18 protein-coding genes are annotated in these 23,431 nt (G+C 36.7%); 11 read left to right on the forward strand and 7 right to left on the reverse strand.

What is annotated here, in order from left to right; genetic code table 11:
- Positions 1–21: 21 nt before the first annotated feature.
- Both BGO84_RS17505 and BGO84_RS17510 read right to left on the reverse strand, forming a co-directional pair.
- Positions 22–1,620 carry an alkaline phosphatase family protein gene (locus BGO84_RS17505; RefSeq protein ID WP_291031071.1) on the reverse strand — a complete coding sequence of 533 codons (1,599 nt, stop codon included), beginning with the start codon at positions 1,618–1,620 and terminating at the stop codon, positions 22–24.
- Entirely contained in the window at positions 1,617–2,858 is a 1,242-nt protein-coding gene (locus BGO84_RS17510) for a DUF4105 domain-containing protein (protein WP_291031073.1), read from the reverse strand. Before BGO84_RS17510 ends, BGO84_RS17505 begins: the two co-directional genes overlap by 4 nt.
- 305 nt (positions 2,859–3,163) lie before the next feature.
- Here BGO84_RS17510 and BGO84_RS17515 point away from each other — a divergent pair, with 305 nt between their 5' ends.
- Positions 3,164–3,361, forward strand: coding sequence for a hypothetical protein (locus BGO84_RS17515; protein WP_291031075.1), 198 nt, complete (start codon positions 3,164–3,166; stop codon positions 3,359–3,361).
- 56 nt (positions 3,362–3,417) lie between these two features.
- On the opposite strand, the gene mfd is transcribed toward BGO84_RS17515, so the two are convergent.
- The gene (mfd, locus tag BGO84_RS17520) at positions 3,418–6,621 is read right to left on the reverse strand and encodes a transcription-repair coupling factor (protein WP_291031314.1); all 3,204 of its coding nucleotides are present in this window, start codon (positions 6,619–6,621) and stop codon (positions 3,418–3,420) included.
- Positions 6,622–7,345: 724 nt separating this feature from the next.
- Between mfd and ilvD the strand changes: the two genes are divergently transcribed.
- From ilvD to BGO84_RS17560, 8 genes are all read left to right on the forward strand, one after another.
- Positions 7,346–9,175 (forward strand): dihydroxy-acid dehydratase, encoded by a 1,830-nt coding sequence (gene ilvD / locus BGO84_RS17525; protein ID WP_291031077.1) that lies wholly within the window; start codon positions 7,346–7,348, stop codon positions 9,173–9,175.
- A 26-nt stretch (positions 9,176–9,201) separates the two neighbouring features.
- Positions 9,202–10,905 carry a biosynthetic-type acetolactate synthase large subunit gene (gene ilvB / locus BGO84_RS17530; protein WP_135106086.1) on the forward strand — a complete coding sequence of 568 codons (1,704 nt, stop codon included), beginning with the start codon at positions 9,202–9,204 and terminating at the stop codon, positions 10,903–10,905.
- Between the two features lie 68 nt (positions 10,906–10,973).
- Positions 10,974–11,531, forward strand: a complete 558-nt coding sequence (gene ilvN, locus BGO84_RS17535; RefSeq protein ID WP_135106084.1) for an acetolactate synthase small subunit — start codon at positions 10,974–10,976, stop codon at positions 11,529–11,531.
- 24 nt (positions 11,532–11,555) lie between these two features.
- Positions 11,556–12,299 (forward strand): acyl-ACP thioesterase domain-containing protein, encoded by a 744-nt coding sequence (locus tag BGO84_RS17540; RefSeq protein WP_291031079.1) that lies wholly within the window; start codon positions 11,556–11,558, stop codon positions 12,297–12,299.
- A gap of 31 nt (positions 12,300–12,330) precedes the next feature.
- The gene (gene ilvC, locus BGO84_RS17545) at positions 12,331–13,377 is read left to right on the forward strand and encodes a ketol-acid reductoisomerase (RefSeq protein WP_135106081.1); all 1,047 of its coding nucleotides are present in this window, start codon (positions 12,331–12,333) and stop codon (positions 13,375–13,377) included.
- A gap of 135 nt (positions 13,378–13,512) precedes the next feature.
- Positions 13,513–14,130: a hypothetical protein gene (locus BGO84_RS17550; protein ID WP_291031081.1), complete on the forward strand. Its 618-nt coding sequence runs from the start codon at positions 13,513–13,515 to the stop codon at positions 14,128–14,130.
- Positions 14,131–14,237: 107 nt separating this feature from the next.
- On the forward strand, positions 14,238–15,206 hold the full coding sequence (locus BGO84_RS17555; RefSeq protein ID WP_291031083.1) for an alpha/beta hydrolase: 969 nt from the start codon (positions 14,238–14,240) through the stop codon (positions 15,204–15,206).
- Positions 15,207–15,328: 122 nt separating this feature from the next.
- Entirely contained in the window at positions 15,329–15,892 is a 564-nt protein-coding gene (locus BGO84_RS17560) for a 30S ribosomal protein S16 (protein WP_291031085.1), read from the forward strand.
- Between the two features lie 79 nt (positions 15,893–15,971).
- On the opposite strand, the gene BGO84_RS17565 is transcribed toward BGO84_RS17560, so the two are convergent.
- The 3 genes from BGO84_RS17565 to BGO84_RS17575 all read right to left on the reverse strand — a co-directional run bounded on the left by BGO84_RS17565 (position 15,972) and on the right by BGO84_RS17575 (position 18,766).
- Complete coding sequence (locus BGO84_RS17565) at positions 15,972–17,009, reverse strand: galactofuranosyltransferase (RefSeq protein ID WP_291031087.1); 1,038 nt, start codon at positions 17,007–17,009, stop codon at positions 15,972–15,974.
- Between the two features lie 75 nt (positions 17,010–17,084).
- The gene (locus tag BGO84_RS17570; protein ID WP_291031089.1) at positions 17,085–17,996 is read right to left on the reverse strand and encodes a dihydroorotate dehydrogenase; all 912 of its coding nucleotides are present in this window, start codon (positions 17,994–17,996) and stop codon (positions 17,085–17,087) included.
- A complete protein-coding gene (locus BGO84_RS17575; protein WP_291031091.1) occupies positions 17,984–18,766 on the reverse strand; it encodes a dihydroorotate dehydrogenase electron transfer subunit in 783 nt (260 codons plus the stop codon). The genes BGO84_RS17570 and BGO84_RS17575 overlap by 13 nt, the downstream gene beginning before the upstream one ends.
- A 295-nt stretch (positions 18,767–19,061) precedes the next feature.
- On the opposite strand from BGO84_RS17575, the gene BGO84_RS17580 reads away from it, so the two are divergent.
- Entirely contained in the window at positions 19,062–20,438 is a 1,377-nt protein-coding gene (locus BGO84_RS17580; protein ID WP_291031093.1) for a tryptophanase, read from the forward strand.
- A gap of 238 nt (positions 20,439–20,676) precedes the next feature.
- Here the strand turns inward: BGO84_RS17580 and BGO84_RS17585 are convergent, their stop codons facing one another.
- Entirely contained in the window at positions 20,677–21,168 is a 492-nt protein-coding gene (locus BGO84_RS17585) for a helix-turn-helix transcriptional regulator (RefSeq protein ID WP_291031095.1), read from the reverse strand.
- A 595-nt stretch (positions 21,169–21,763) separates the two neighbouring features.
- On the opposite strand from BGO84_RS17585, the gene BGO84_RS17590 reads away from it, so the two are divergent.
- Positions 21,764–23,398, forward strand: coding sequence for a C69 family dipeptidase (locus BGO84_RS17590; protein ID WP_291031096.1), 1,635 nt, complete (start codon positions 21,764–21,766; stop codon positions 23,396–23,398).
- Positions 23,399–23,431: the final 33 nt, after the last annotated feature.

Consider the following 23,431-nt stretch of genomic DNA (forward strand, 5'->3'; position numbering starts at 1 on the left):
TATTTTGTTTGTTTTATTGTACTACCAAATTAACTCCGGTAAAGGCTCTTCTTTTGCTCCATTGGGAGACCTTATACGCATTATATAGGTTACCGAAGGAGCTATTTCTGTAGCTTTAATCGTCCTTCTTATTCTGGCGGGCTTAATATTATTGCCAAAGAAAATCACAGGGCTCACAATCGCATTATTACGAGTCTGCTTTTCTTTAAATGAAGCATCTTGCTCGTTTACGATTTTATAGCCGGGCTGTAATTCGACAAATAGATCGCCAGAGTTCTCTTTAGTATAGCCATTCTTGTAATATTCCATTACAGGATTCCACTGACCGTGCTGTATTTGATATGAAGTATATACTTCTTGCACGCCGGTAAATTCAGAAACAAACTCTGCCGCTTTTTCCTGTATTTCTTGTAATGATATATTTTTACTCTTTATCAGTTCCCTGTTCAGATAAACCTGTCCTTTATAGAATTTATCAACCCATTGCCCATCTCTGCCATATATAGCCATTAAGTACATATTCAGCAATGCTTCGCAACGATTGACATAGAACTTATTTTCTGGGATATTTGAATTTGATAAAGCTGTGGACGTTGTATGTTCCGACGAATTGTAATATCCGGTAGAAGTGACAAAGATCAACGTATTTTTAAGACCTACAGTCTTTTCGACCTCGTCTAACAACTTTTCTATTTCTTTATCAAGGCAGCTATAAATATCTTGTATCTCGTATGAATAATCGGAAACTCCGGGAAAGTTCCCTGCATAAAATGTCAAAGACAAAAAGTCAGGATTAGTACGTTTACCTAATTCTGCTTTAGCAAGCAGAGTCATAGCCGAAGATCGTACATTCTCGTTGACAGCAGGAATTTGTTTCGCTAACAAATAAGTCTGCTTATCTCCTCCAAGAAAGTGCTGGAAAGACGATTCGCTTTGCTCATAAGGAAAAGCCTTATATGTACTAACTTCCTTAGAAGGACGCCAATACATACTCCAAACCTTAGATGCAAAGTTTGTTGTACTACGATTATCCTGATCTACCGACCAATAAAAATCCTTATAATAAGTAGTTGAAGCCCATTTGCCGGTATAATCATCTATCCAGAAAGCAGAATTACCTCTTTTTCCGGATGATATCAAAGCCTGAGCTATTTGAGGAGCAAAGGAGTATACGTCAGATTTTCCTTGCGATGCCATCTTCAACTCATCTGTTATAGTAGAGGTTTTGATAGCCAAAGGAGAAACTTTATCCTGTGTATAGTTACCTAAGAAAGCTTCATCTGTAAATGTCGAGACCTCTTGCTTCTTTGCTACAATGTACTTTTTATTCCCTACGATACCATGATAAAAAGGTGAAGCACCAGTGTATATAGTGGCAATTGCAGAAGCATCGTCTAAATTTGAAAAATCAAATTTTATATTCTGATATACCAATCCTTCATTCAAGAGACGTTTGAAGCCCCTTTCAGAAAATGAACCTTGAAAGAGTTCTAGATAATCACCTCTCAACTGATCAATAGTTATTCCAATCACCAACTTCGGCACCTCGTGAACAGAAGTCTGTGCCTGAACAGATGTTATGGTTAACACTGCAACTAAAGAGGTTAGTATTCTTATCATTTTCGCCTAGGCAAGCTATAATCAGCTCTTTTCTTTAACTTTTTAAGTTGTAAAATATTCATCCCCGACCTTATACATAATGATAAGATGAATGGGATAAAGGCTATCTCTAATTGTTGTGGTATCAAACACCATGCCAAAAGAAAAGCCAAAAGTGCTACAAAGTTAATAAAATGATAACAATTTATGAATTTTGAAAGTGATTTTACAAAGAATAAACAAGCAACGATTAATTGAAGCGGATTTAACCACACTATATTCCAGTTTGGATTAACACATGGATGAATGGAAAAGAACATCAAAAAGAAAATTACACATCCTCCAAGTCCTGCTACAATAAACAATAGTGTATCATAAATTCGTCCTAATGTAAACCACCTTTTTTTATAGACTAAGAAAGACAAGAGTATAGTAATCAACAACAAGATACAACCGGCATACAGTGGTTGTATGTGACTTTCTGATGAAACTAATTCTTGTGGCGTCAAAAGTTGCTGCTCTTTTAAAATGAAGTTTCGGTATGTCCCATCTGTATTTCTAATGCGAGCCCCTTCGTTGGCTTTCATCAAATAAGCCGGTAAAAAATCCTTTTGTTTGTCTGTGATTACCTTATCAGCATCTGCCCCAATTATGATATCTATACCAAATTTTGTCGATGGCTGTATTCCAACGCACTCCCATACTAGGTCTCTATATGTTTGTTGCTTATCAGTCGGAGTATACTCTATTTCTCCCTGTACATATTTCTCTACGATATCACGAGGACGGGTTGCACAGTTATCATAAAAGAAGTTATAAAGATATTCCCTGTTTTCGGGACTAGAGTTTTGAGCTAAAGCATCAAATATCTCTTGCTTTTCTTTTAGGGTCAAATTATAAACCTGCTCGGTAACTCCTACACCTCTTTGTCCATACTCTTCTATGTAATACTTGAAAGGTATAGAGCCAACCATATAATAAGTTTCTCCCTTGACAAACCTATATATGAAATTATCGCTATTGAAGTCAAATAAGCCGTAGTTGAACACGACATCTAAATGTTGTGTTGTATCACAAACCCGAATAGCCGTATGCCCAAACAAAGCATAGATCTCTTTTTCCCATGCGGAGCTAGTCAGTAAACTTATTTGAGCTGTATCACTAAGAGTTATGGGCGACCGGAATGTATTCTGCTGTGACCGTATTCCCTGCGAAAAGGATGCTATGATCAAAAAAACAATAAAGAATAGGTTTCGCATTGTATTATTAGCGGATTTTATTCACAAATATAAAACAATAAGCGATAGAATTTATTTATAAGTATATATATTTTATTTCAAGTTGTGAATTTTACTTAAAAACAAGAGTTACACAAAGAACTTAATTCAAAAACAAGAGTTTATAAACGAATATAATTCTATATTTTTGTTTCTGTTAATTATAAAATTAGGTTACAATTATGAAAAAAGGTTTATTAGCCATTGCGTTATTTTGTTTAATAAATTGTGTCTCTGCCCAGGATATACAATTAGTTTCTCCAACCAAAACAGGAGGAAAACCCTTGATGGAGGCCCTGAATGAACGTCAGTCTCATAGATCATTCGAATATAAAGAAATGCCGGCCCAAACCCTGTATTGTGCTTCAGTAGGTTTAGGTTCTGTAGCAAGAGGATCATTTACTCGCCCTGACCTACATAATACATTGAAACTTACTGACAAACAAGAAATAACATTCGTTCAACCGGTAGGATACATTAAGTAAATATCAAATTTACAGAAGCTTAGAAGAGAAAGGCGCAAGCTTTTCTCTTTTTTTGCTTACAGCCCGTTTATTTCTGATAATACCATACAAGCTGTTTCCACATTTGGAATGCTCTGTATGCTCACAGAACGCCTTCCGTTCCTGTCTTTCAATTCGCACTTACGAGGATACTTCTGGATGTAATTGAGTAATTTATCGAACGCTTTCGACTGATAGTATGGTGACTCCGAATTTGTAACCAAGAATAAACTCATTCTTCCATTTTTTAAAACAACCTTTTCGATACCCAGTGTTTTGGCTATAGATCGAAGCCGAACTACCAGAATCAACTCTCGACCTTCGGATGGAATTTTTCCGAAACGGTCTTCGAGACGTTCTGTAAATTGCATTATATCCGACTCCTTCTCCATATTATCGAGCTCCCGATAGAGTGTAATACGTTCCGAATCATTTGGTATATAAAGAGCAGGGAACAAAAGTTCAAGATCACTTTCTATCTGAACATCATCAACAAAGTTTTCTCCCGAAATCTTATTATCTTCATCAGCCTCATGATAGAGTTCTGCAAACTCATCATTTTTGAGCTCATTTACTGCTTCCGTCAATATTTTCTGATAAACTTCATATCCTAAATCTGCAATAAAACCACTCTGTTCTGCTCCAAGTAGATTTCCGGCTCCACGAATATCCAAATCCTGCATAGCAATGTGAAATCCATGACCCAGTTCGGAGAAGTTCTCAATTGCTTGCAATCGTCTTCTAGCCTCAGGAGTCAAGGTGTGTAACGGGGGTGCTAATAGATATGCAAAAGCCTTCTTATTGCTTCGCCCAACACGTCCACGCAATTGATGCAGATCGCTCAAACCAAAATTCTGAGCATTGTTTATTATTATCGTATTTGCATTGGGGATATCAATACCCGACTCGACAATTGAAGTTGCTATCAATACGTCGTATTCTTGATTTACAAAGTCTATAATAATCGATTCCAGTTTGGCGGGGTCCATTTGTCCATGCCCAACGGCAATACGAGCATCAGGAACCTCTCTCTTTATTATATCTTCAAGTTCATGTATATTCTTTATCCTGTTATTGATAAAGAATACCTGCCCGTTACGGCTCATTTCAAACTCTATAGCTTCACGAATAATCAACGGATCGAATGTATGTACTTCAGTCTGTATCGGATACCTGTTTGGAGGAGGCGTTGTTATTGCAGACAAATCTCTTGCTCCCATTAACGAAAACTGCAATGTACGTGGAATAGGCGTAGCTGTCATCGTTAAAGTATCCACATTAGACTTCATTTGCTTCAATTTCTCTTTTACAGCAACACCAAACTTTTGCTCTTCGTCTATTATAAGTAAGCCCAAATCTTTAAACTGAATATCTTTGCCAACAATGCGATGCGTACCAATCAGGATATCAACTTTTCCCTCCTTCAAATCGTTTAGAACCTCTTTAATTTGTGCTGCCGACCGTGCCCTGCTGATATATTCTACACGGCAAGGAAAGTCTTTAAGCCTCTCTTTAAATGTTTGATAGTGCTGATAGGCTAAAACTGTTGTAGGAACCAATACTGCAACTTGCTTATTATCTGTTACGGCCTTAAATGCAGCCCGGATAGATACTTCTGTTTTTCCAAACCCAACATCGCCACAAATCAAGCGATCCATCGGTTTGCTGTTCTCCATATCAAGTTTGACATCCGCAGTTGCTTTTACCTGATCGGGGGTATCTTCATAAATAAATGAGGCTTCGAGCTCATGCTGTAGAAAAGAATCGGGAGCGAAGCTAAATCCTTCTTCCTGCCGGCGTTTGGCGTATAGTTGTATCAGGTCGCGGGCAATATCCTTTACTTTATTTTTGGTTTTCTCCTTAATCTTATTCCATGCCCCTGTCCCTAACTTATTGATACGTGGCGGTTCGCCTTCTTTCCCTCTATATTTTGATATTTTATGTAAAGAGTGCAGGGAAACAAAGATAACGTCATTGTTCAAATAAATGAGTTTTATTAACTCCTGCATCTTCCCATTCATATCAGACCTCACAAGACCGCCAAATTGACCTACACCATGATCGATGTGTACGATATAATCTCCTATCTGAAACTGTTGAAGTTCCTTTAAAGAAAGAGCAAACTTACCTGAACGTACCCTATCGGATTTAAGATTATATTTATGATAACGGTCAAAAATCTGGTGATCGGTAAAACAGCAGATTTTTAAAGTTTCGTCAATAAACCCTTCTGATAGAGTCCTCTCCACAGGTGTAAAATTGATATTATCTCCCCTGTCTTCAAAAATAGACTTTAGACGTTTCTGTTGCTTCTCACTGTCACTTAATATATATATAGTATAATCTTTATCGAGATATTTGTGAAGAGTTTCACTGATCAGGTCAAAGTTTTTATGAAACGAAGGTTGTATATCTGTTTTGAATTCGACAACAGCTTCTGCCTGTATTTTATTCCCGAAATGAATATGCTTGAATCCCTTAACCAACGCATCATATTCATCCCTTAACGTCAGCTTATTTTGTAAATCTTTCTCATATTCAGGGTTATCCAAAATAGTAGAATCATTATATACACTCTCTACTTTGTCGCGAGCCCATACAAAATCCTTAAATGCAATGACCGTATCCTTCGGAATCAGTTTCAACAACGACTCCCGATCCATATTCGACTTTTGCATGTCAGGGATAATCTGTATCTGGTTTAGTTTCTCTTTCGACAACTGTGTTTCGATATCAAAAGTTCGTATTGTACTCACTTCATCTCCAAAAAAGTCGATACGATAAGGATATTCGCTCGAAAAAGAAAAAACGTCCAGAATACTTCCCCTGATAGCATATTGTCCCGGCTCATACACATAGTCAACGTATTCAAATCCAAAACTATCCAACATCTCAGATACGAAATTACGATCGATCTCTTCATCCACCGACATCTGTATCGTATTCTTCTTCAGTATATCTTTAGCTACAGCCTTTTCGGCTAAAGCTTCCGGATATGTTACGATTATCAGGTTTTTATCTTCAACCTGTAACTGTCCCATCACCTCAGTACGGAGGATTTCATTGGCAGCATCTATCTGTCCGTACTTTATCGCCCGTTTGTATGCGGAAGGAAAGAATAAAACTTTATCCGAGTCTAAAATCTGATTCAAGTCGTGATAAAAATACCCCGCACTTTCTAAATCGTTTAGCACAAACAAATAGCAGCTATCTGTCTTATGAAACAAGGCTGTAGCAAACATAGACGCTGACGAACCCTGCAAACCTTTAACATAGATATCTTTATGCTTAGACAATAAATCTATTATTGCGGGTATATTTTTGTGAGTCTCAAAAATCTGTTGTAGTATGGATAATTTTAGCACTGTAAAAAATTTAATTGGGATGCAAAATTAATAAAATTATTGTTGTGTTGTATTTGCAACGTGTTTATAATATGGATATAATATATAAATTTTATCAATCCTAAACATTTAATACCTCATATCAACTCAATGTAAATATTGCTCTCAAAAAGTGACAAACCACACAAAACACAAACTACTATATATCAATAGCATACAAACAAAAGGTGACAAAAGTGACACTTTTTATAGAAGTTTTATACTGTCACTTTATACACACTCGAAAACCTCTACCATTAGACAATTTTACACGAATATTGTAACATCAATTACAAGTGCTGAAGCCAATCCATTAAGAGATATCCAATGACTAGTTTCCTAGTCAACTTAAAAAAAATGGGATAAAATTTGTTTTTAAAAAAAAGTTTATAACTTTGTGATCACTTTTATAGCGAAATAATGACAAATTGCTTTTTACATATCCTCAGTCTCATTGATATTCTCCTCGTCGGTCAGAATAAATGAGAAAGGTATGTATATGAAGTTAAGTATATAATAAGGAAATTAACATAGGCCTTTCTCATTCAATGGGAAAGGTTTTTTTTTAACTGTATGTATAATTATGGGATTTGAATTAAGAAGTTCGACTAGTACACAAGGACGGCGTATGGCCGGGGCAAGAGCCCTATGGAGAGCCAATGGCATGAAAGAAGAACAAATGGGAAAACCTCTCATTGCTATCGTCAATTCATTTACTCAATTTGTCCCGGGACACGTACACCTTCATGATATAGGCCAGAAAGTAAAAGCAGAAATTGAAGCTTTGGGATGCTTTGCTGCCGAATTTAATACCATAGCTATAGACGATGGTATTGCCATGGGACACGATGGAATGTTATACTCTCTTCCATCACGAGATTTGATTGCAGATAGTGTAGAATATATGGTGAATGCTCACAAAGCAGATGCAATGGTATGTATCAGCAATTGTGATAAGATCACTCCCGGTATGCTGATGGCAGCGATGAGATTGAACATCCCAACTGTATTTGTATCCGGAGGACCAATGGAAGCAGGAGAGCTTGACAATAAACACCTCGACCTGATAGATGCGATGATAAAAGCTGCGGATGATACCGTTTCCGATAAAGAAGTAAACGCCATAGAACGTGCGGCATGTCCTACATGCGGATCTTGTTCGGGCATGTTTACTGCTAACTCGATGAACTGTCTGAACGAAGCCATAGGACTTGCATTACCGGGCAATGGAACAATCGTTGCCACTCATGCAAACCGATCTAAATTATTCCAAGATGCTGCAAAACAGATTGTAAATAATGCTTATCGTTATTACAGAGACGGTGATGAATCGGTACTTCCCAGAAAGATAGCTACCAAAACGGCTTTTCTGAATGCTATGACATTAGATATAGCGATGGGAGGTTCTACAAATACAATCCTTCACCTGCTAGCTATAGCACAAGAAGGCGAAGTAGACTTCACAATGGACGATATAGACAAACTGTCGCGCAAAACACCATGTTTGTGCAAAGTAGCGCCTAATACTCAAAAATACCATATACAAGATGTCAACCGTGCAGGAGGTATACTTGGTATTTTGAACGAATTGAATAAAGGTGGGTTGATTAATACTGCCGTTTCACGAATCGATGGACTTTCTCTTGCGGAAGCTATAGAGAAATATGATATAACAAAAGCTAATCCAGAAAAAGCCGCCGAGGATTTATATAAATCAGCACCTGGAAATAAGTTTAATCTTGTAATGGGCTCTCAAAACAGTAGCTATCCTACTCTGGACACCGACAGAGAAAACGGCTGTATCCGCAGTATGGAGCATGCATATACCAAAGACGGAGGATTGGCTATATTGAAAGGTAACATCGCCCTGAATGGATGTGTTGTAAAAACTGCGGGTGTGGATGAAAGCATATTCAAATTTTCGGGAACAGCCAAAGTTTTCCACTCTCAGGATGCGGCATGTGAAGGAATATTGAAAGGTGATGTACAAGCCGGCGATGTTGTTGTCATCACATACGAAGGACCTAAAGGAGGACCGGGTATGCAGGAAATGCTCTACCCTACATCGTATATCAAATCTAAGCACCTGGGTAAAGAATGCGCCCTTATTACAGACGGACGCTTCTCGGGCGGAACATCAGGTCTTTCTATCGGTCACGTTTCTCCCGAAGCTGCATCAGGTGGTGCTATTGGCTTGGTTAAAGATGGAGATATTATAGATATAGATATTCCTAACCGTTCTATCGATGTACGTATATCCGATGTAGAACTGGAAGCTCGCCGACATGAGGAGCTTGCCAAAGGTAAAGATGCATTCAAACCAAATCGTAATCGTACGGTATCCAAAGCATTACGAGCCTATGCAAGTATGGTTAGTTCGGCTGATTTAGGTGGAATAAGAATCATTGAATAAAATAGCACAAAATAGAGACAAGTATCATGGATAAAAATAAAATTACAGGAAGTGAAGCCCTTATTCAATCTTTGTTGAGTGAAGGTGTAGATACCATATTCGGGTATCCGGGTGGAGCCATAATGCCCGTATTTGACAGTTTATATCATTATAAAGATAAAATAAATCATATTCTTGTTCGTCACGAACAAGGTGCTACACATGCTGCTCAAGGGTTTGCACGCACTTCGGGTAAAGTTGGCGTTGCGCTGGTAACCTCGGGCCCCGGTGCAACCAATACGGTAACAGGAATTGCTGATGCAATGATAGATAGCACACCTATAGTTGTTATATCCGGGCAGGTTGCTTCTTCCTTACTAGGAAGTGATGCCTTTCAGGAAGCAGATGTAGTAGGTATTACACAGCCTGTATGCAAATGGGCATATCAGATTCGCAGAGCCGAAGACATCCCATCGGCAGTAGCTAGGGCATTCTATATAGCGTCAACAGGAAGACCCGGACCGGTAGTTCTGGATATAACCAAAGATGCTCAGTTTGGGCAAATGGATAAATCGGAATACAAAAAAGTTGATTTTATCCGTAGCTATCAGCCTAAACCCGAAGTAAAACTATCAGAAATGGAAGTAGCTGCCCAAATAATAAACAGTGCAAAAAAACCTCTAGCACTTGTGGGACAGGGTGTTATTTTGGGCGGAGCAGAAAAAGAATTGCTTGCTTTTCTCGAAAAGGCCGGCATTCCTGCGGCATCTACGGTATTGGGACTATCTGCCATACCCTCCGACCATCCTTTACAGATTGGTATGTTAGGGATGCATGGCAATGTTGGCCCTAATCAGAAAACAAATGAATGTGATGTACTAATTGGCATTGGCATGCGTTTCGACGACCGTGTAACGGGAGATCTTAAGACGTACGCAAAACAGGCAAAAGTAATCCACTTTGATATCGATAAAGCTGAAATAAATAAGAATGTATCTGTTACAGCACGTGTACTCGGAGATGTAAAGGATACGCTACCAAAGGTGACAGAATTACTAACCCCTGCCACGCATAGCGAATGGCTTGGAGAGTTTAAAGCATGTTATCAAAGAGAGTACGACGTTGTCATAGATAGCGAGCTATACCCTACATCGGGACAGTTGAAGATGGGTGAAGTTATCAATAAAGTATCCGAAGCTACAAACCACGATGCTGTATTGGTTACGGATGTAGGTCAACATCAGATGATGGCTGTGCGCTACTTCAAGTACAACCAAAGCCGTAGTGTGGTTACATCAGGAGGGCTGGGCACAATGGGCTTTGGATTACCTGCTGCGATAGGTGCAAAATACGGAACACCCGATCGTACAGTATGCCTTTTTGTTGGCGATGGAGGTATCCAGATGACCATACAAGAATTAGGTACTATCATGCAGTATAACGTTGACGTTAAAATCATTATATTGAACAACCACTTCTTGGGAATGGTACGTCAGTGGCAAGAACTATTCTTTGATGAAAGATATTCTGAAACCCGGATGAATAATCCTGATTTTGTGAAAATAGCTGAAGCATATAATATTCCGGCAAAGAAGGTGGACGACCGCAATGAATTGGACGGAGCAATAAAAGAAATGCTGGATCACAAAGGAGCTTATTTGCTAGACGTACAGGTAGAGGTTAAAGGCATGGTTTACCCGATGGTTCCTGCCGGTACTTGCGTTACAAATATATTATTAGGGAACGAATAAGTTCATTATATTGATGAGATTCGTTAAATTTGAAACTGTCTAATATTACAGTTGTAAAAATAAATCTTATGCAAGATAAAACATTATATACGATAACTATATTTTCAGAGAATACCGTTGGTCTGTTGAGTCAGGTAACCAGTGTATTCGTTCGTCGTCAATTGAATATTGAAACTCTATCTGTTTCTGCTTCAGCCTTAGAAGGCATACATAAGTTTACCATCACTGTTTTTTGTGACGAAGATGTTGTAAAAAAGGTTGTACTCCAGATAGATAAGCGAGTAGATGTACTGAAAGCGTATTACAATACCGATGAAGAGCTTATTCATCAAGAAATCGCTCTCTATAAACTATCTACTCCCGATTTTCTTAAGATAGAATCGGTAGAAGAGCTTATCCGCAAACACAATGCGCATATTCTCGATATAAATGAAAACTGTGTTGTTTTGGAAAAAACAGGACACTATAAAGAGACTCAATATTTATTTGAAGAACTGAGTAAAAGCATTGGTGTTCTGCAATTTATACGTTCGGGTCGGATAGCGATTACAAAGTCGAAAGTTGAGAGATTAAGCGACATGCTAGCGGAGTTAGATAAAAGACATAAATCGCAAGACACAAATTAATATATCCATTCAAAACTATATTTAATGTTTGCTCCTATAGGAAGATACGAATTTACGATCGATGCATACTTAACCGATTTCAGAGGCAGAGCCACTTTGCCCATGATTGGAGGTTTTATGCTGCAAGCAGCAACCAAGCATGCCGATGAACGTGGGTTTGGATACTCATCAATGACTTCTCAGCAACGAGTCTGGGTTTTGTCCCGAATGGCAATCGAGCTGTTCGAATATCCGAAAAACGATACTAACATGATAATCAAGACCTGGATTGTTAGTATCAACAGGTTGTTCACAGAGCGACATTTTGCTTTCGAAGACTCTGACGGAAAAACAATAGGCTATGCGAGATCACTATGGGCTTCGATAGATCTTAAAACTCGTAAACCGACCAATCTGACAGAGCTGGATGGATTGTCTGATTATATCTATACGGAAAAAGAATGTCCGATAGAGGGATTGAGCAAAATCTCAGCGTTAAAGGATGATTATGAAAAAGCGGATGAGTTTATTGTAAAATATAGCGATGTGGATATCAATAAACACTTGAACAGTATGAAGTATATCGAACATTTTGTAGATGTGTTTGATATAGATATGTTCAAGGATAAGGAAATCAGACGGATTGAGATAAATTATATATCCGAAGGGCACTACGGCTCCAAGTTGGATATATTGAAAAGAGAAGAAGAAGACTCTAATTTTATTTTAGAAATGAAAGACGGAGAAACGAGTGTATGCTCGACCCGTATTATATGGAAACAATTTTGAACCTAAATATTTTATTTAATAAAAACAAATTATGGCAGAAATGAACTTTGGCGGGGTAGTAGAAAAAGTAGTTACCCGTGAAGAATTCCCTTTGGAAAAAGCAAGAGAAGTATTGAAAAATGAAACCATTGCTGTTATCGGTTATGGCGTACAAGGTCCGGGACAAGCATTAAACCTTAGAGATAATGGGTTTAACGTAATCGTAGGACAAAGAAAAGGTGGCAAAACATGGGAAAAAGCAATAGCAGACGGATGGGTTCCGGGCGAAACATTATTTGATATCGAAGAAGCTGCAGCCAAAGGTACTATCATACAATATCTATTGTCTGATGCTGCTCAGATAGAAGTGTGGCCACGTCTTAAGCCTTACCTGACTGCCGGAAAAGCTCTTTACTTTTCTCATGGGTTTGGTATTACATATAAAGAACGTACAGGAATTGTTCCTCCTGCCGACATCGATGTTATTCTTGTTGCTCCAAAAGGTTCAGGAACAAGTCTTCGTCGCATGTTCCTCGAAGGTCGCGGTTTGAATTCAAGCTATGCTATCTTCCAGGATGCTACAGGTCGTGCATTCGAAAGAACTGTATCTCTGGGCATTGGCGTTGGTTCGGGATATTTGTTTGAAACAGATTTCAAACGTGAAGTATATTCTGACCTTACAGGTGAGCGTGGTACATTGATGGGTGCTATACAAGGTATCCTGCTTGCTCAATATGAAGTGTTACGTGAAAACGGTCACTCACCGTCCGAAGCATTTAACGAAACTGTAGAAGAGCTTACTCAATCTTTGATGCCTCTATTTGCAGAAAAAGGAATGGACTGGATGTATGCAAATTGTTCTACTACAGCACAACGTGGTGCACTAGACTGGATGGTACCTTTCCATGATGCAACAAAACCTGTATTTGCCAAATTATATTCAGAAGTAGCAAACGGTAATGAAGCACAACGCTCTATCGATACCAACTCTAAACCTGACTATCGTGAAAAACTAGAAGAAGAACTAAAAGCTCTTCGTGAAAGCGAAATGTGGCGTACAGGAGCAGTTGTGAGAAAATTGAGACCAGAAAATAACTAATTATTGATTTCAATATTATACGTATGAAGAGGCTGTTTTTATTCAGCCTCTTTTTATTTATTAGTCTATCTAACTCAAATTCTCTATCTTTGTTTTTTACGATTTATTATTAAGCTTAACACATATTTTAATCACATGAGAAAATTAACGATCTTATCACTTATTATCCTTTCCGCTATTATAACAACCCTTAATTCCTGTTCGGGCTGTGTAAAACAAGCAACAAAAAAAGTTACAGAAACCGGTATAAATGCTATAGAAGGTGTTGCCGAGGCTGTAGACGAACACGGTGCCCGAGTTGGTGAAAAAGCAACAGATGCAGCAGGAAAACTTGCTGATGGTATAGGAAAAAGCCTAGACAGACAAATGAATGAGCATGCCGAAAAAGTAGCTTCGGTGATGGGTCGCACCTTGGTTCAGACAGTAGAAGGTCTGGATAAAGGAGCTACCGGGCAATATTATGATCCTATTTCATATAATGCAAATATTTGCACGGGTGTAAGTCTCGATTATTTAGGTAAAATCAAGTCTAAAGCTGTAGTAGATGCCTACTTCATCATTCTCGAAAAAGGAATATATAACTGTAAAATAGAACTTGAAGGAAGTAAAGGGATATTCATTACAAAAGAAACAGAAATAGATAAGTCTGTAACCGAACGGAGATATTCACTTGTCAGCTTCGCTCTAAATATAGAAGAAGAAAAAGAGTTTTCGAATACAGTTTCTGCAAAAGTAACTATTGTAAAAAAATAAAAAATCAGTATATAAAATGTTATTTATCAATATTTGAGAAAACAACAGTTAATAAGAAGCCGTTAAAAAAGAGGTTAGTAATTGATAATAATTAAATTTTTAAGATTATGAATACCTCGGATTTTTTAAAAGACCCGCATTTGAGTAAAGAAACCAAAGAGTATCTGAAGGTTTTGAATTCCGGTGGAAAACCTGTTGAATCATTACCTGTATCCGATGCACGTAATGTATTGGTCGATACCCAAGCTGCAATAAAAGTAGATGTTAGTGGTATTGAGGAAACAGAAAAAGTAATATTAGTCGATGAACATGATATAAAACTATATATTGTACGGCCAGAGAAAACTAAAGGGAAACTCCCTGTTTTTATTTTTATACATGGTGGTGGCTGGGCTCTTGGAGATTATCAAACTCATAAACGCCTGGTTCGCGATTTAGTCGTTGAATCAGGATATGCTTGTGTCTTTATTGAATATAGCCGTTCGCCCGAAGCTAAATATCCAATAGCATTGAATGAATGTTATGCTGCCACAAAGTGGGTTGCAGAACATGGCGATGAAATAAATATAGATGGAAAAAGGTTAGCTATTGTAGGAAATAGTGCAGGAGGAAATATGACTATCGGGACTTGTCTGAAGGCAAAGGAAAATAAAGGACCGGATATTAAATGTCAGATTCTATTATGGCCATATTCAGACGCTGGTATAAACACAGAATCATTCAAAAAATATGGAGAAGAAAGATTCCTAACTAAATCTTTAATGATTTGGATGAGAGACAACTACTTGTCAGACAAAACGCAACACGATGATATTTATGTATCCCCTGTACGTGCTACAACCAACCAGTTGAAAGGATTGCCTCCGACACTCATCGAAGTTGCCGAAAATGATATATTGAGAGATGCCGGAGAAGAATTAGGCCGCAAGCTTAATGAAGCCGGAGTTGATGTTACTACAGTAAGATTTAATGGAGTAATTCATGATTGGGGTCTATTGAATGGTTATGCAGATCTACCTTCGACCAGAAATATGATAATATTCACGGCAGCTATGCTTAAGAAATATTTAGAATAACCCTTATATAGTTAGTAAGAGAGTAAATAACTCTATATCATTTTTATTGTATAACAAAAACTTATTCTTATCTTTGCACGCGCTAATAACAATTATGTATAATTAAAATTAACTAGAAAGAAATGGCTACAAAGATCCGTTTACAAAGACGAGGACGTAAAGGTTATCCTTTTTACCACATCGTCATTGCAGATAGCAGAGCTCCACGTGATGGAAAATTTATTGAAAAGGTTGGTTCTTATAATCCTAATACCAATCCTGCTACGATAACTATAAATTTCGACAGGGCTTTGTACTGGTTACAAGTTGGTGCTCAACCTACCGACACTACTCGTAACATCCTTTCTGAAGAAGGTGTTTTATTAAAGAAACACTTACTTGGTGGTGTTGCTAAAGGTGCATTTACTGAAGCTGATGCAGAAAGTAAATTTGAAGCATGGAAAGCTGAAAAAGAAAAAGGTACTCAAGCAGCTATCAACAAGAACCAAACAAAAGCTCAGGCAGACGCAAAAGCTCGTTTAGATGCTGAAAAAGCAGCAAACAAAGCAAAAGCTGAAGCTGTAGCTCAAAAGAAAGCAGAAGAAAATGCAGCACAGGCAGAAGCTGAAGCTGAAGCAAGTGAAGAAGTAGTAGAAACACCTACTACTGAAACAGAAGCTCCTGCAGAAGAGAAAAGTGCTGAATAATTTGTTTTAAACAGCATAAAAAAGGCATCCGATTGGATGCCTTTTCTTTTTTATAACAGATAGATATTATAAGAGTATATTATTTTTCATCAAACTTTATTTTATTCATTGCTTGCTTAATATAGTAACCTGACTCTATCTGTAAGCTGAGTTTTATTGTATTTCGCTTCATCTCATTATATTCCTCTTTTGTAAGAGACAATAAACGCGGCTTTATTTCTGACAATGAATTTATCGAAAAACCAACTCCATGCTCTAAAACAAATGGTGCCATAGCTGCTTGATTCCAAATAATTACAGGCAAATGACAACGAATATATAATGATACTTTGTGAGGATTATTAAATTGCAGATAAGAACCGAAACTACCAGAACAAGTATCAATCGAATCACCATCCCAAACCAGTCCAAAATCACCCGTGATACTACTGATCAGATCATCACTCTGAACAAAACCTTTATAAACAAAGTAAGGATTTTTTAATTCCTGTTCTGTAGGCTCGAAACCTGTACCATAAAGATTGAAAATAAATGAATCTACATGCTTACTAAATTCGTATAAGAATAAATTTTTACGTCGACTAAGCCCTCCTGCATAATTAACAACATAGTTTTGGTCATCATTGGATCTAAAACTTGAGGTATTTTTGTATTTTGACAGATAATCCCAAATATCAAGAGTCACAGTCTGTCCTTTGTAATTATTCTCTTCCAACCATTTCGCCATACTCTTATTTAAGGCTATAATGTAATCGGAATTATTTAGGAGCGTAATTTCTTTATCTACAGTAAGCTTCTGCCTTCTAAAAGTTCCTAAATCGTGGATAAGTGTAATGATTTTAGTGTTTTTCAAATGAGCAACACCACAAATGAATGCATAATATTTTTTCATCGGATACTGAAGAAATAAAATACCTTTAGATGGCATTCGTATTACCGCTTTTAGTATCCCTGTAATATTTAAAACAAAATCAATGATTTTATTGTTGCTCGAACTTTGTTTCCATCCTATATTCTTAAACCCAATGCCTTGTAAAATTAACTCTACATCTGTTTTTGCTTTTCCACCAGCACTCTCTATTCCTTTATAGTTTCTGGATATAAAAACCTTTTTCATAGATTTATGTTAATTCATTTTTACAAAGTTTATATAACTATCTAATCTTAAATTAGAAATATACCAACAATCAGATTATACTTGCAAAGCTCCTATAAGGTCTGTAATGGAATTTATATTATTCTTATCCAGATATTCTTTTATGCCATCTACAACCTTTACAGAAATTGTAGGGTCAATAAAGTTGTGTGTTCCTATTTGTATGGCAGAAGAGCCTGCAAGGATAAATTCAATGGCATCTTGCCACGATGATATTCCTCCCATACCTATCACGGGAATTTTTACAGCATTGTAAGTCTGCCAAACCATTCTAAGCGCAATAGGCTTCACACATGGGCCGGATAATCCTCCCGTAACAGTAGACAACACCGGACGTCTCCTATTTATGTCTACAGCCATCCCTAGCAATGTATTGATCAGTGAAACAGCATCAGCACCTTCACCCTCTACAGCTTTTGCGATTTCTGTTATATCAGTTACATTAGGAGACAGCTTTACGATAAGGGTTTTGTTCCATACTTCACGTACAGCTTTTGTTACATCAGCAGCCGAACAAGCAGAAGTACCGAATGCCATACCCCCTTCTTTTACATTTGGACAGGAAATATTAAGTTCAATAGCAGGTATTTTTTCGAGAGCTACCAACTTTTGAGAACATTCTACATAATCTTCTATAGTTGATCCCGAAACATTCACAATGATATTTGTATCAAAGTCTTTTATCTCGGGGTATATATTTGAAACAAAGTAATCTACGCCTTTATTTTGCAGTCCCACCGCATTAAGCATTCCTGATGGAGTTTCTGCCATACGAGGATAATCGTTCCCCTGCCTTTCGCGAATAGTAGTTCCTTTTACAAAAATACCACCGATTCGCTCCAAGTCCATAAAGTCAGAATATTCCTTTCCATACCCGAAAGTACCGGATGCTGTCATTACCGGGTTCTTTAAATGCAGGTTTCCTATATTTATTTTTAGTTTATCCATGTCAAATTTTCTATATTAAATACGGGGCCCTCTGTACACACACAGACATTCCCTTCGCGCGTCTTCTCCACACAGCATAAACAGACTCCAAACCCACATGCCATAAGGTTTTCGAGTGACACTTCACACTCTATTTTATTCATATTGGCATATTTGGCTACAGCCACCATCATAGGCTTAGGACCACAGGTATAGATTTTAGATATTTGAGTATTTTTTAATACAGAGTGATCTGTTACATACCCTTTTTCTCCGAAACTTCCATCTTCGGTGGTACAATACAGTTCTCCATATTTTCTGAAATCATCCAATTGGAGTAAATCATTTTTTGATCTTGCACCTAAAAGAAATTTAGGTTTATAGCCTGCTTCCCTGAGACGTGCGCCAAGGAATAACATAGGAGCAGTACCTACACCTCCACCAATAAGAAGAAGTTCTTGCTCCGGATTCGAAGTAGGAACTGTAAATGTATTACCTAACGGTAATAGAAGGTTTACAATATCACCCTGTTTGTACTCACACATTTTCTTGGTTCCATCACCTACAGCCTGAACGAGTAGCCATAATTCGTTTTTTTGCTTATCCACAAAGTTTACCGAAATAGGGCGTCTAAGATAGGTTGATGGAGATCCATCAACTCTCACTTCTACAAATTGCCCGGGATGCATTTCGATTAAGGGAGTTTTATCTGTTGTGGTGAGCTTAATGAGGCTATAGTTTTGGTTTAGTTGCTCATTTTGAGTAACAACTAAATCCATCATTTTTTTCATTAACCTATTATTTAGAGATAAATATTTCCTGAGTTATTTCGAGTACAAAGTTAATAAAGTTTGACTTTATAATAAAATTAGGAAAGACTTTAATTTATTCACAAGTTTTACTACCTTTATGTCAAACATATCACACCAATACAAGTATATACTGTATGAAAACATTCCAAAAACACATCATTATTACTATTAAAATATCATTTTGAAATAATAGGTTTATAATCTGTTCTTCTTTTATTCATAGTGATTATCTATATCAAGCATTTGTCTAACATACATCTAAACATAAATAATTATGGAATTGCCTTTTGCCGAACCTTGGAAGATCAAAATGATCGAACCTATTCATAAAAGCACACGGGAAGAACGTGAACAATGGCTGAAAAATGCTAAATACAATATGTTTAAGTTAAGATCGGAACAAGTGTATATAGACCTGATAACAGACTCTGGAACAGGGGCTATGAGTGACAGGCAATGGGCTGGCATGATGGTTGGAGACGAGAGCTATGCCGGAGCGTCTTCATATTACAAAATGAAAGATATGATAACGCATATTACAGGATTTGAATATGTTCTGCCTACACATCAGGGACGTGCTGCTGAGAATGTTTTATTTTCTTGTCTAATCAAAGAAGGAGACGTATGCCCGGGTAATTCGCATTTCGATACAACAAAAGGTCATATAGAATCCAGAAAGGCCATTGCGTTAGATTGTACGATAGATGATGCTAAAGACACTCAACTTGAAATTCCATTCAAAGGGAATGTTGATATCAAAAAACTTGAAGAAGCACTGAAAAAGTATGGAGATCGTACACCCTTTATTATTATAACCATAACAAATAATACGGCAGGTGGACAACCTGTATCTATGCAGAATTTGCAGGAAACACGTATGATCGCAAATAAATATGCTAAAAAAATAATATTTGACTCAGCCAGATTTGCAGAGAATGCATATTTTATCAAGAAACGAGAGAAAGGTTACGAAAACAAGACAATAAAAGAGATCTGCGACGAAATGTTCTCATATGCCGATGCTATGACCATGAGCGCGAAGAAAGATGCTATTGTAAATATGGGAGGATTCTTTGCTACAAACCTGAAAGAATGGTATGATGTAGCCAAAATAAAAGGAATTGCTTATGAGGGATATATTACCTATGGAGGTATGAGTGGACGTGATATGAACGCTTTGGCTATAGGGTTGGATGAAAATACAGAGTTTGATAGTCTCGAAAGCAGAATAAAACAAGTTGAATATCTTGGTAAGAAGCTTGATGAATATAATATTCCATATCAACGTCCGGCTGGAGGACATGCAATCTTTGTAGATGCATCGAAAGTATTGCCAAACATACCTAAAGAAGAGTTTCCGGCACAAACATTAGCTGTAGAATTATATCTTGAAGCGGGTATCAGAGGTTGTGAGATCGGTTATCTATTAGCAGACCGAGACCCTATAACCCGGAAAAATCGTTTCGATGGGCTCGATTTACTACGGTTAGCCATACCACGGCGTGTTTATACAGACAATCACATGAATGTAATAGCTGTAGCGTTAAAGAATATATTCGATCGTAGAGAATCGATTACAAAAGGACTAACGATTACTTGGGAAGCTGATTTATTAAGACATTTTACAGTCGAACTTAAAAGGGTAAAATAGGAATATAGTATATAAGACAAAGGAACCTCTCGGAATATAAGAATTCGAGAGGTTTTTATTTTTTATGGAGAATTTTATCTTATACAAAAGTGTTCTTTGATATATTTTTGAATATATAAGAAGTTACATTAGTAATAAGTAATAAAAGTGCCATTTTTGTTACTTATTAAAGATAAACATATGTATACTAATCAATTACATTAAAAATACTGTATCGAATAAATAGAAAAGTAGATATTTATAATGGCTTGTTATCAGCATTAAATGTTTCGAAAGTACTATCAGAATAATATATAATTATTTTAGTTACTTTCCGCTCAGGTGCTTTTTGATATATAACAGATTGTTTTACAATGTCTTCTTCTACTTTTTGAGGCTTCTCAACTATTATTTCCTTGCGATATTCTGGTTCAGGTTTATCGGATAGCTGAGATATTTCATTCAGAGAGAATAAATCGGGCTGAAGATTAGAATTTACCGGTATAGTTGATGTAGCGAGATGTGATTTTTCTCTATTATCGGTTTTATACATTTTACCATTTCCGGTTAATAACCAATCCGAATCGATATAATCCATTTTTGATAGTATACGAGATACAACATCCAAACTAGGATTATTACGTCCATTCAGTATATGAGATATAACAGCACGTCCTAATTGTAACTTATCTGCAAAAGCTGATGGCGTTAAGTGCTCATTATCCATTATAAGCTTGATTCTATCCTTCATATTTTTGTATATTATCAGAACACAAATGTAAACTTTATATTTTACAAATGGAAAATGTTTTGGTTTATATTTGTAAATTACATTTGGATACAATGATATACTTTTGTTTTATGTATATGTGTATACAATTGAATATAGCATAAATAAACACTTCATAATAAATATATAATAAACTAATTAGTATGTAAATAAATTAATAAAATACCTTATTTAGAGGCTGTATTATTGTATATAATGAATTATGGCTAATATATCTAAATTATTACTTTATTTTATTTAAATAATTATCTGATATATATAATATTATGATTATATTTATTCAAGGATTTTAATATTTTACAATTGTTTATTAAATGATCTATACACAAGTTATATTCAAATGTAAACATTACTACATTTGAGAATTTTTGTAATCATATGTTACAATATTAGCTTTGATAAGCCGAGAAACATTTGTAAACAGATCTATAATTCACAAATGTTACAAGAAAGAAATACATTATGAAATACATCTTTATTAAAATGATACAATCATATCGCAGGAATAAATTAATTGAAGTATCTTTACGCTTATATAACAATAATTTATAATTCTATGAGGAAAATATCATTATTCATGTTATTTTGTTTTCTCTGCGAGATTCACATATTTGCTTGCACAAATTTTTTAGTTGGCAAATATGCGTCTGTCGATGGGTCAACAATGATAACATATTCGGCAGATTCTTACGCTCTATATGGAGAGTTGTACCATTGGCCAGCCAAAAAATACTCACAAGGAGAAATGCTAAAAGTATATGAATGGGATTCCGGAAAATATTTAGGAGAAATAGCACAAGCTAGCCAAACATATAATGTAGTTGGTAACATGAACGAGTATCAAGTGACAATAGGCGAAACAACTTTTGGCGGACGTGAAGAATTGGCTGATCCGGATGGTATCATCGACTATGGAAGTCTTATATATATCGCATTGCAACGAGCCAAGACAGCAAGAGAAGCTATTAAAATAATGACTGACCTTGTTGCTGAATATGGCTACTATAGCGGAGGAGAATCATTTTCGATAGGTGACCCGAATGAAATATGGGTTTTGGAGATGATTGGTAAAGGTAAGGGAAACAAAGGAGCTGTTTGGGTAGCTGTACGTATACCTGACGACTGCATTTCGGCCCATGCAAACCAATCTCGTATACATCAATTTCCTCTAAAAGATCCTAAAAATTGCCTTTACTCAAAAGATGTTATTTCTTTTGCCCGTGAGAAAGGTTATTATACTGGTAAAGATGAAGACTTTAGCTTTTCTAAGGTATATAATCCCCTGGATTTTGGAGGTCAGCGTTTTTGTGAAGCTCGCGTTTGGAGTTTCTTCAACAAATGCAATAAAGACATGGCTAAGTTTGTGACCTATGCACAAGGAAAAACTCAAGAACCAATGCCTCTTTATATCAAGCCTGACAAGAAGTTATCTCTTGCTGATATACAAGGGATGATGAGAGACCATTACGAAGGAACAGAATTAGATTGGACTAACGATATTGGAGCCGGTCCTTTCAAATCTCCATACCGCTGGGCTCCACTTACTTGGAAAGTAGATTCTGTAGAATACTGTAACGAACGCCCTATTGCAACTCAACAATCAGGTTTTGTGTTTACATCTCAGATGCGTTCATGGCTACCAAATTCAATCGGTGGAGTATTATGGTTTGGAACAGATGATGCTGCTCAAACTGTATTTACACCAATGTATTGTTCTGTAACAGAGGTACCTGAATGTTATCGTGAAGGTAATGGTGATTTGTATACATTCTCTTGGACATCAAGCTTTTGGATTCAGAATTGGGTGTCAAATATGGTATATAATAAATACGACTATATGCATCCTGATTTGAAAAAGGTACAGGATGAATTAGAAGGAAAGTTCTTAGCTGAACAAAATAGTACTGAAAAGGAGGCATTAGAATTATATAAGAAATCGCCGGAACAAGCAGTTCAATTCTTAACTAAATATAGTGAGAAGCAAGCACAGTATGCTTTTGAAAAATGGAAAAAACTTGGGGAGTTCTTAGTCATCAAATATATGGATGGTGTTGTCCGCAAAGAAAAAGATGGTGAGTTTATCCGTAATGAACATGGAAAACCATCTTCGCCACAGCGAGTAGGATATCCTAAAGATTTCTATGAGCGGGTAGTGAAGGAAACCGGAGATAAATATAAAGTTCTTTATTAAAATATTCAAGCCCCTCCTACAACGAGGGGCTAT

This window comes from Dysgonomonas sp. 37-18 (assembly GCF_001899125.1).
Taxonomy (GTDB): domain Bacteria; phylum Bacteroidota; class Bacteroidia; order Bacteroidales; family Dysgonomonadaceae; genus Dysgonomonas.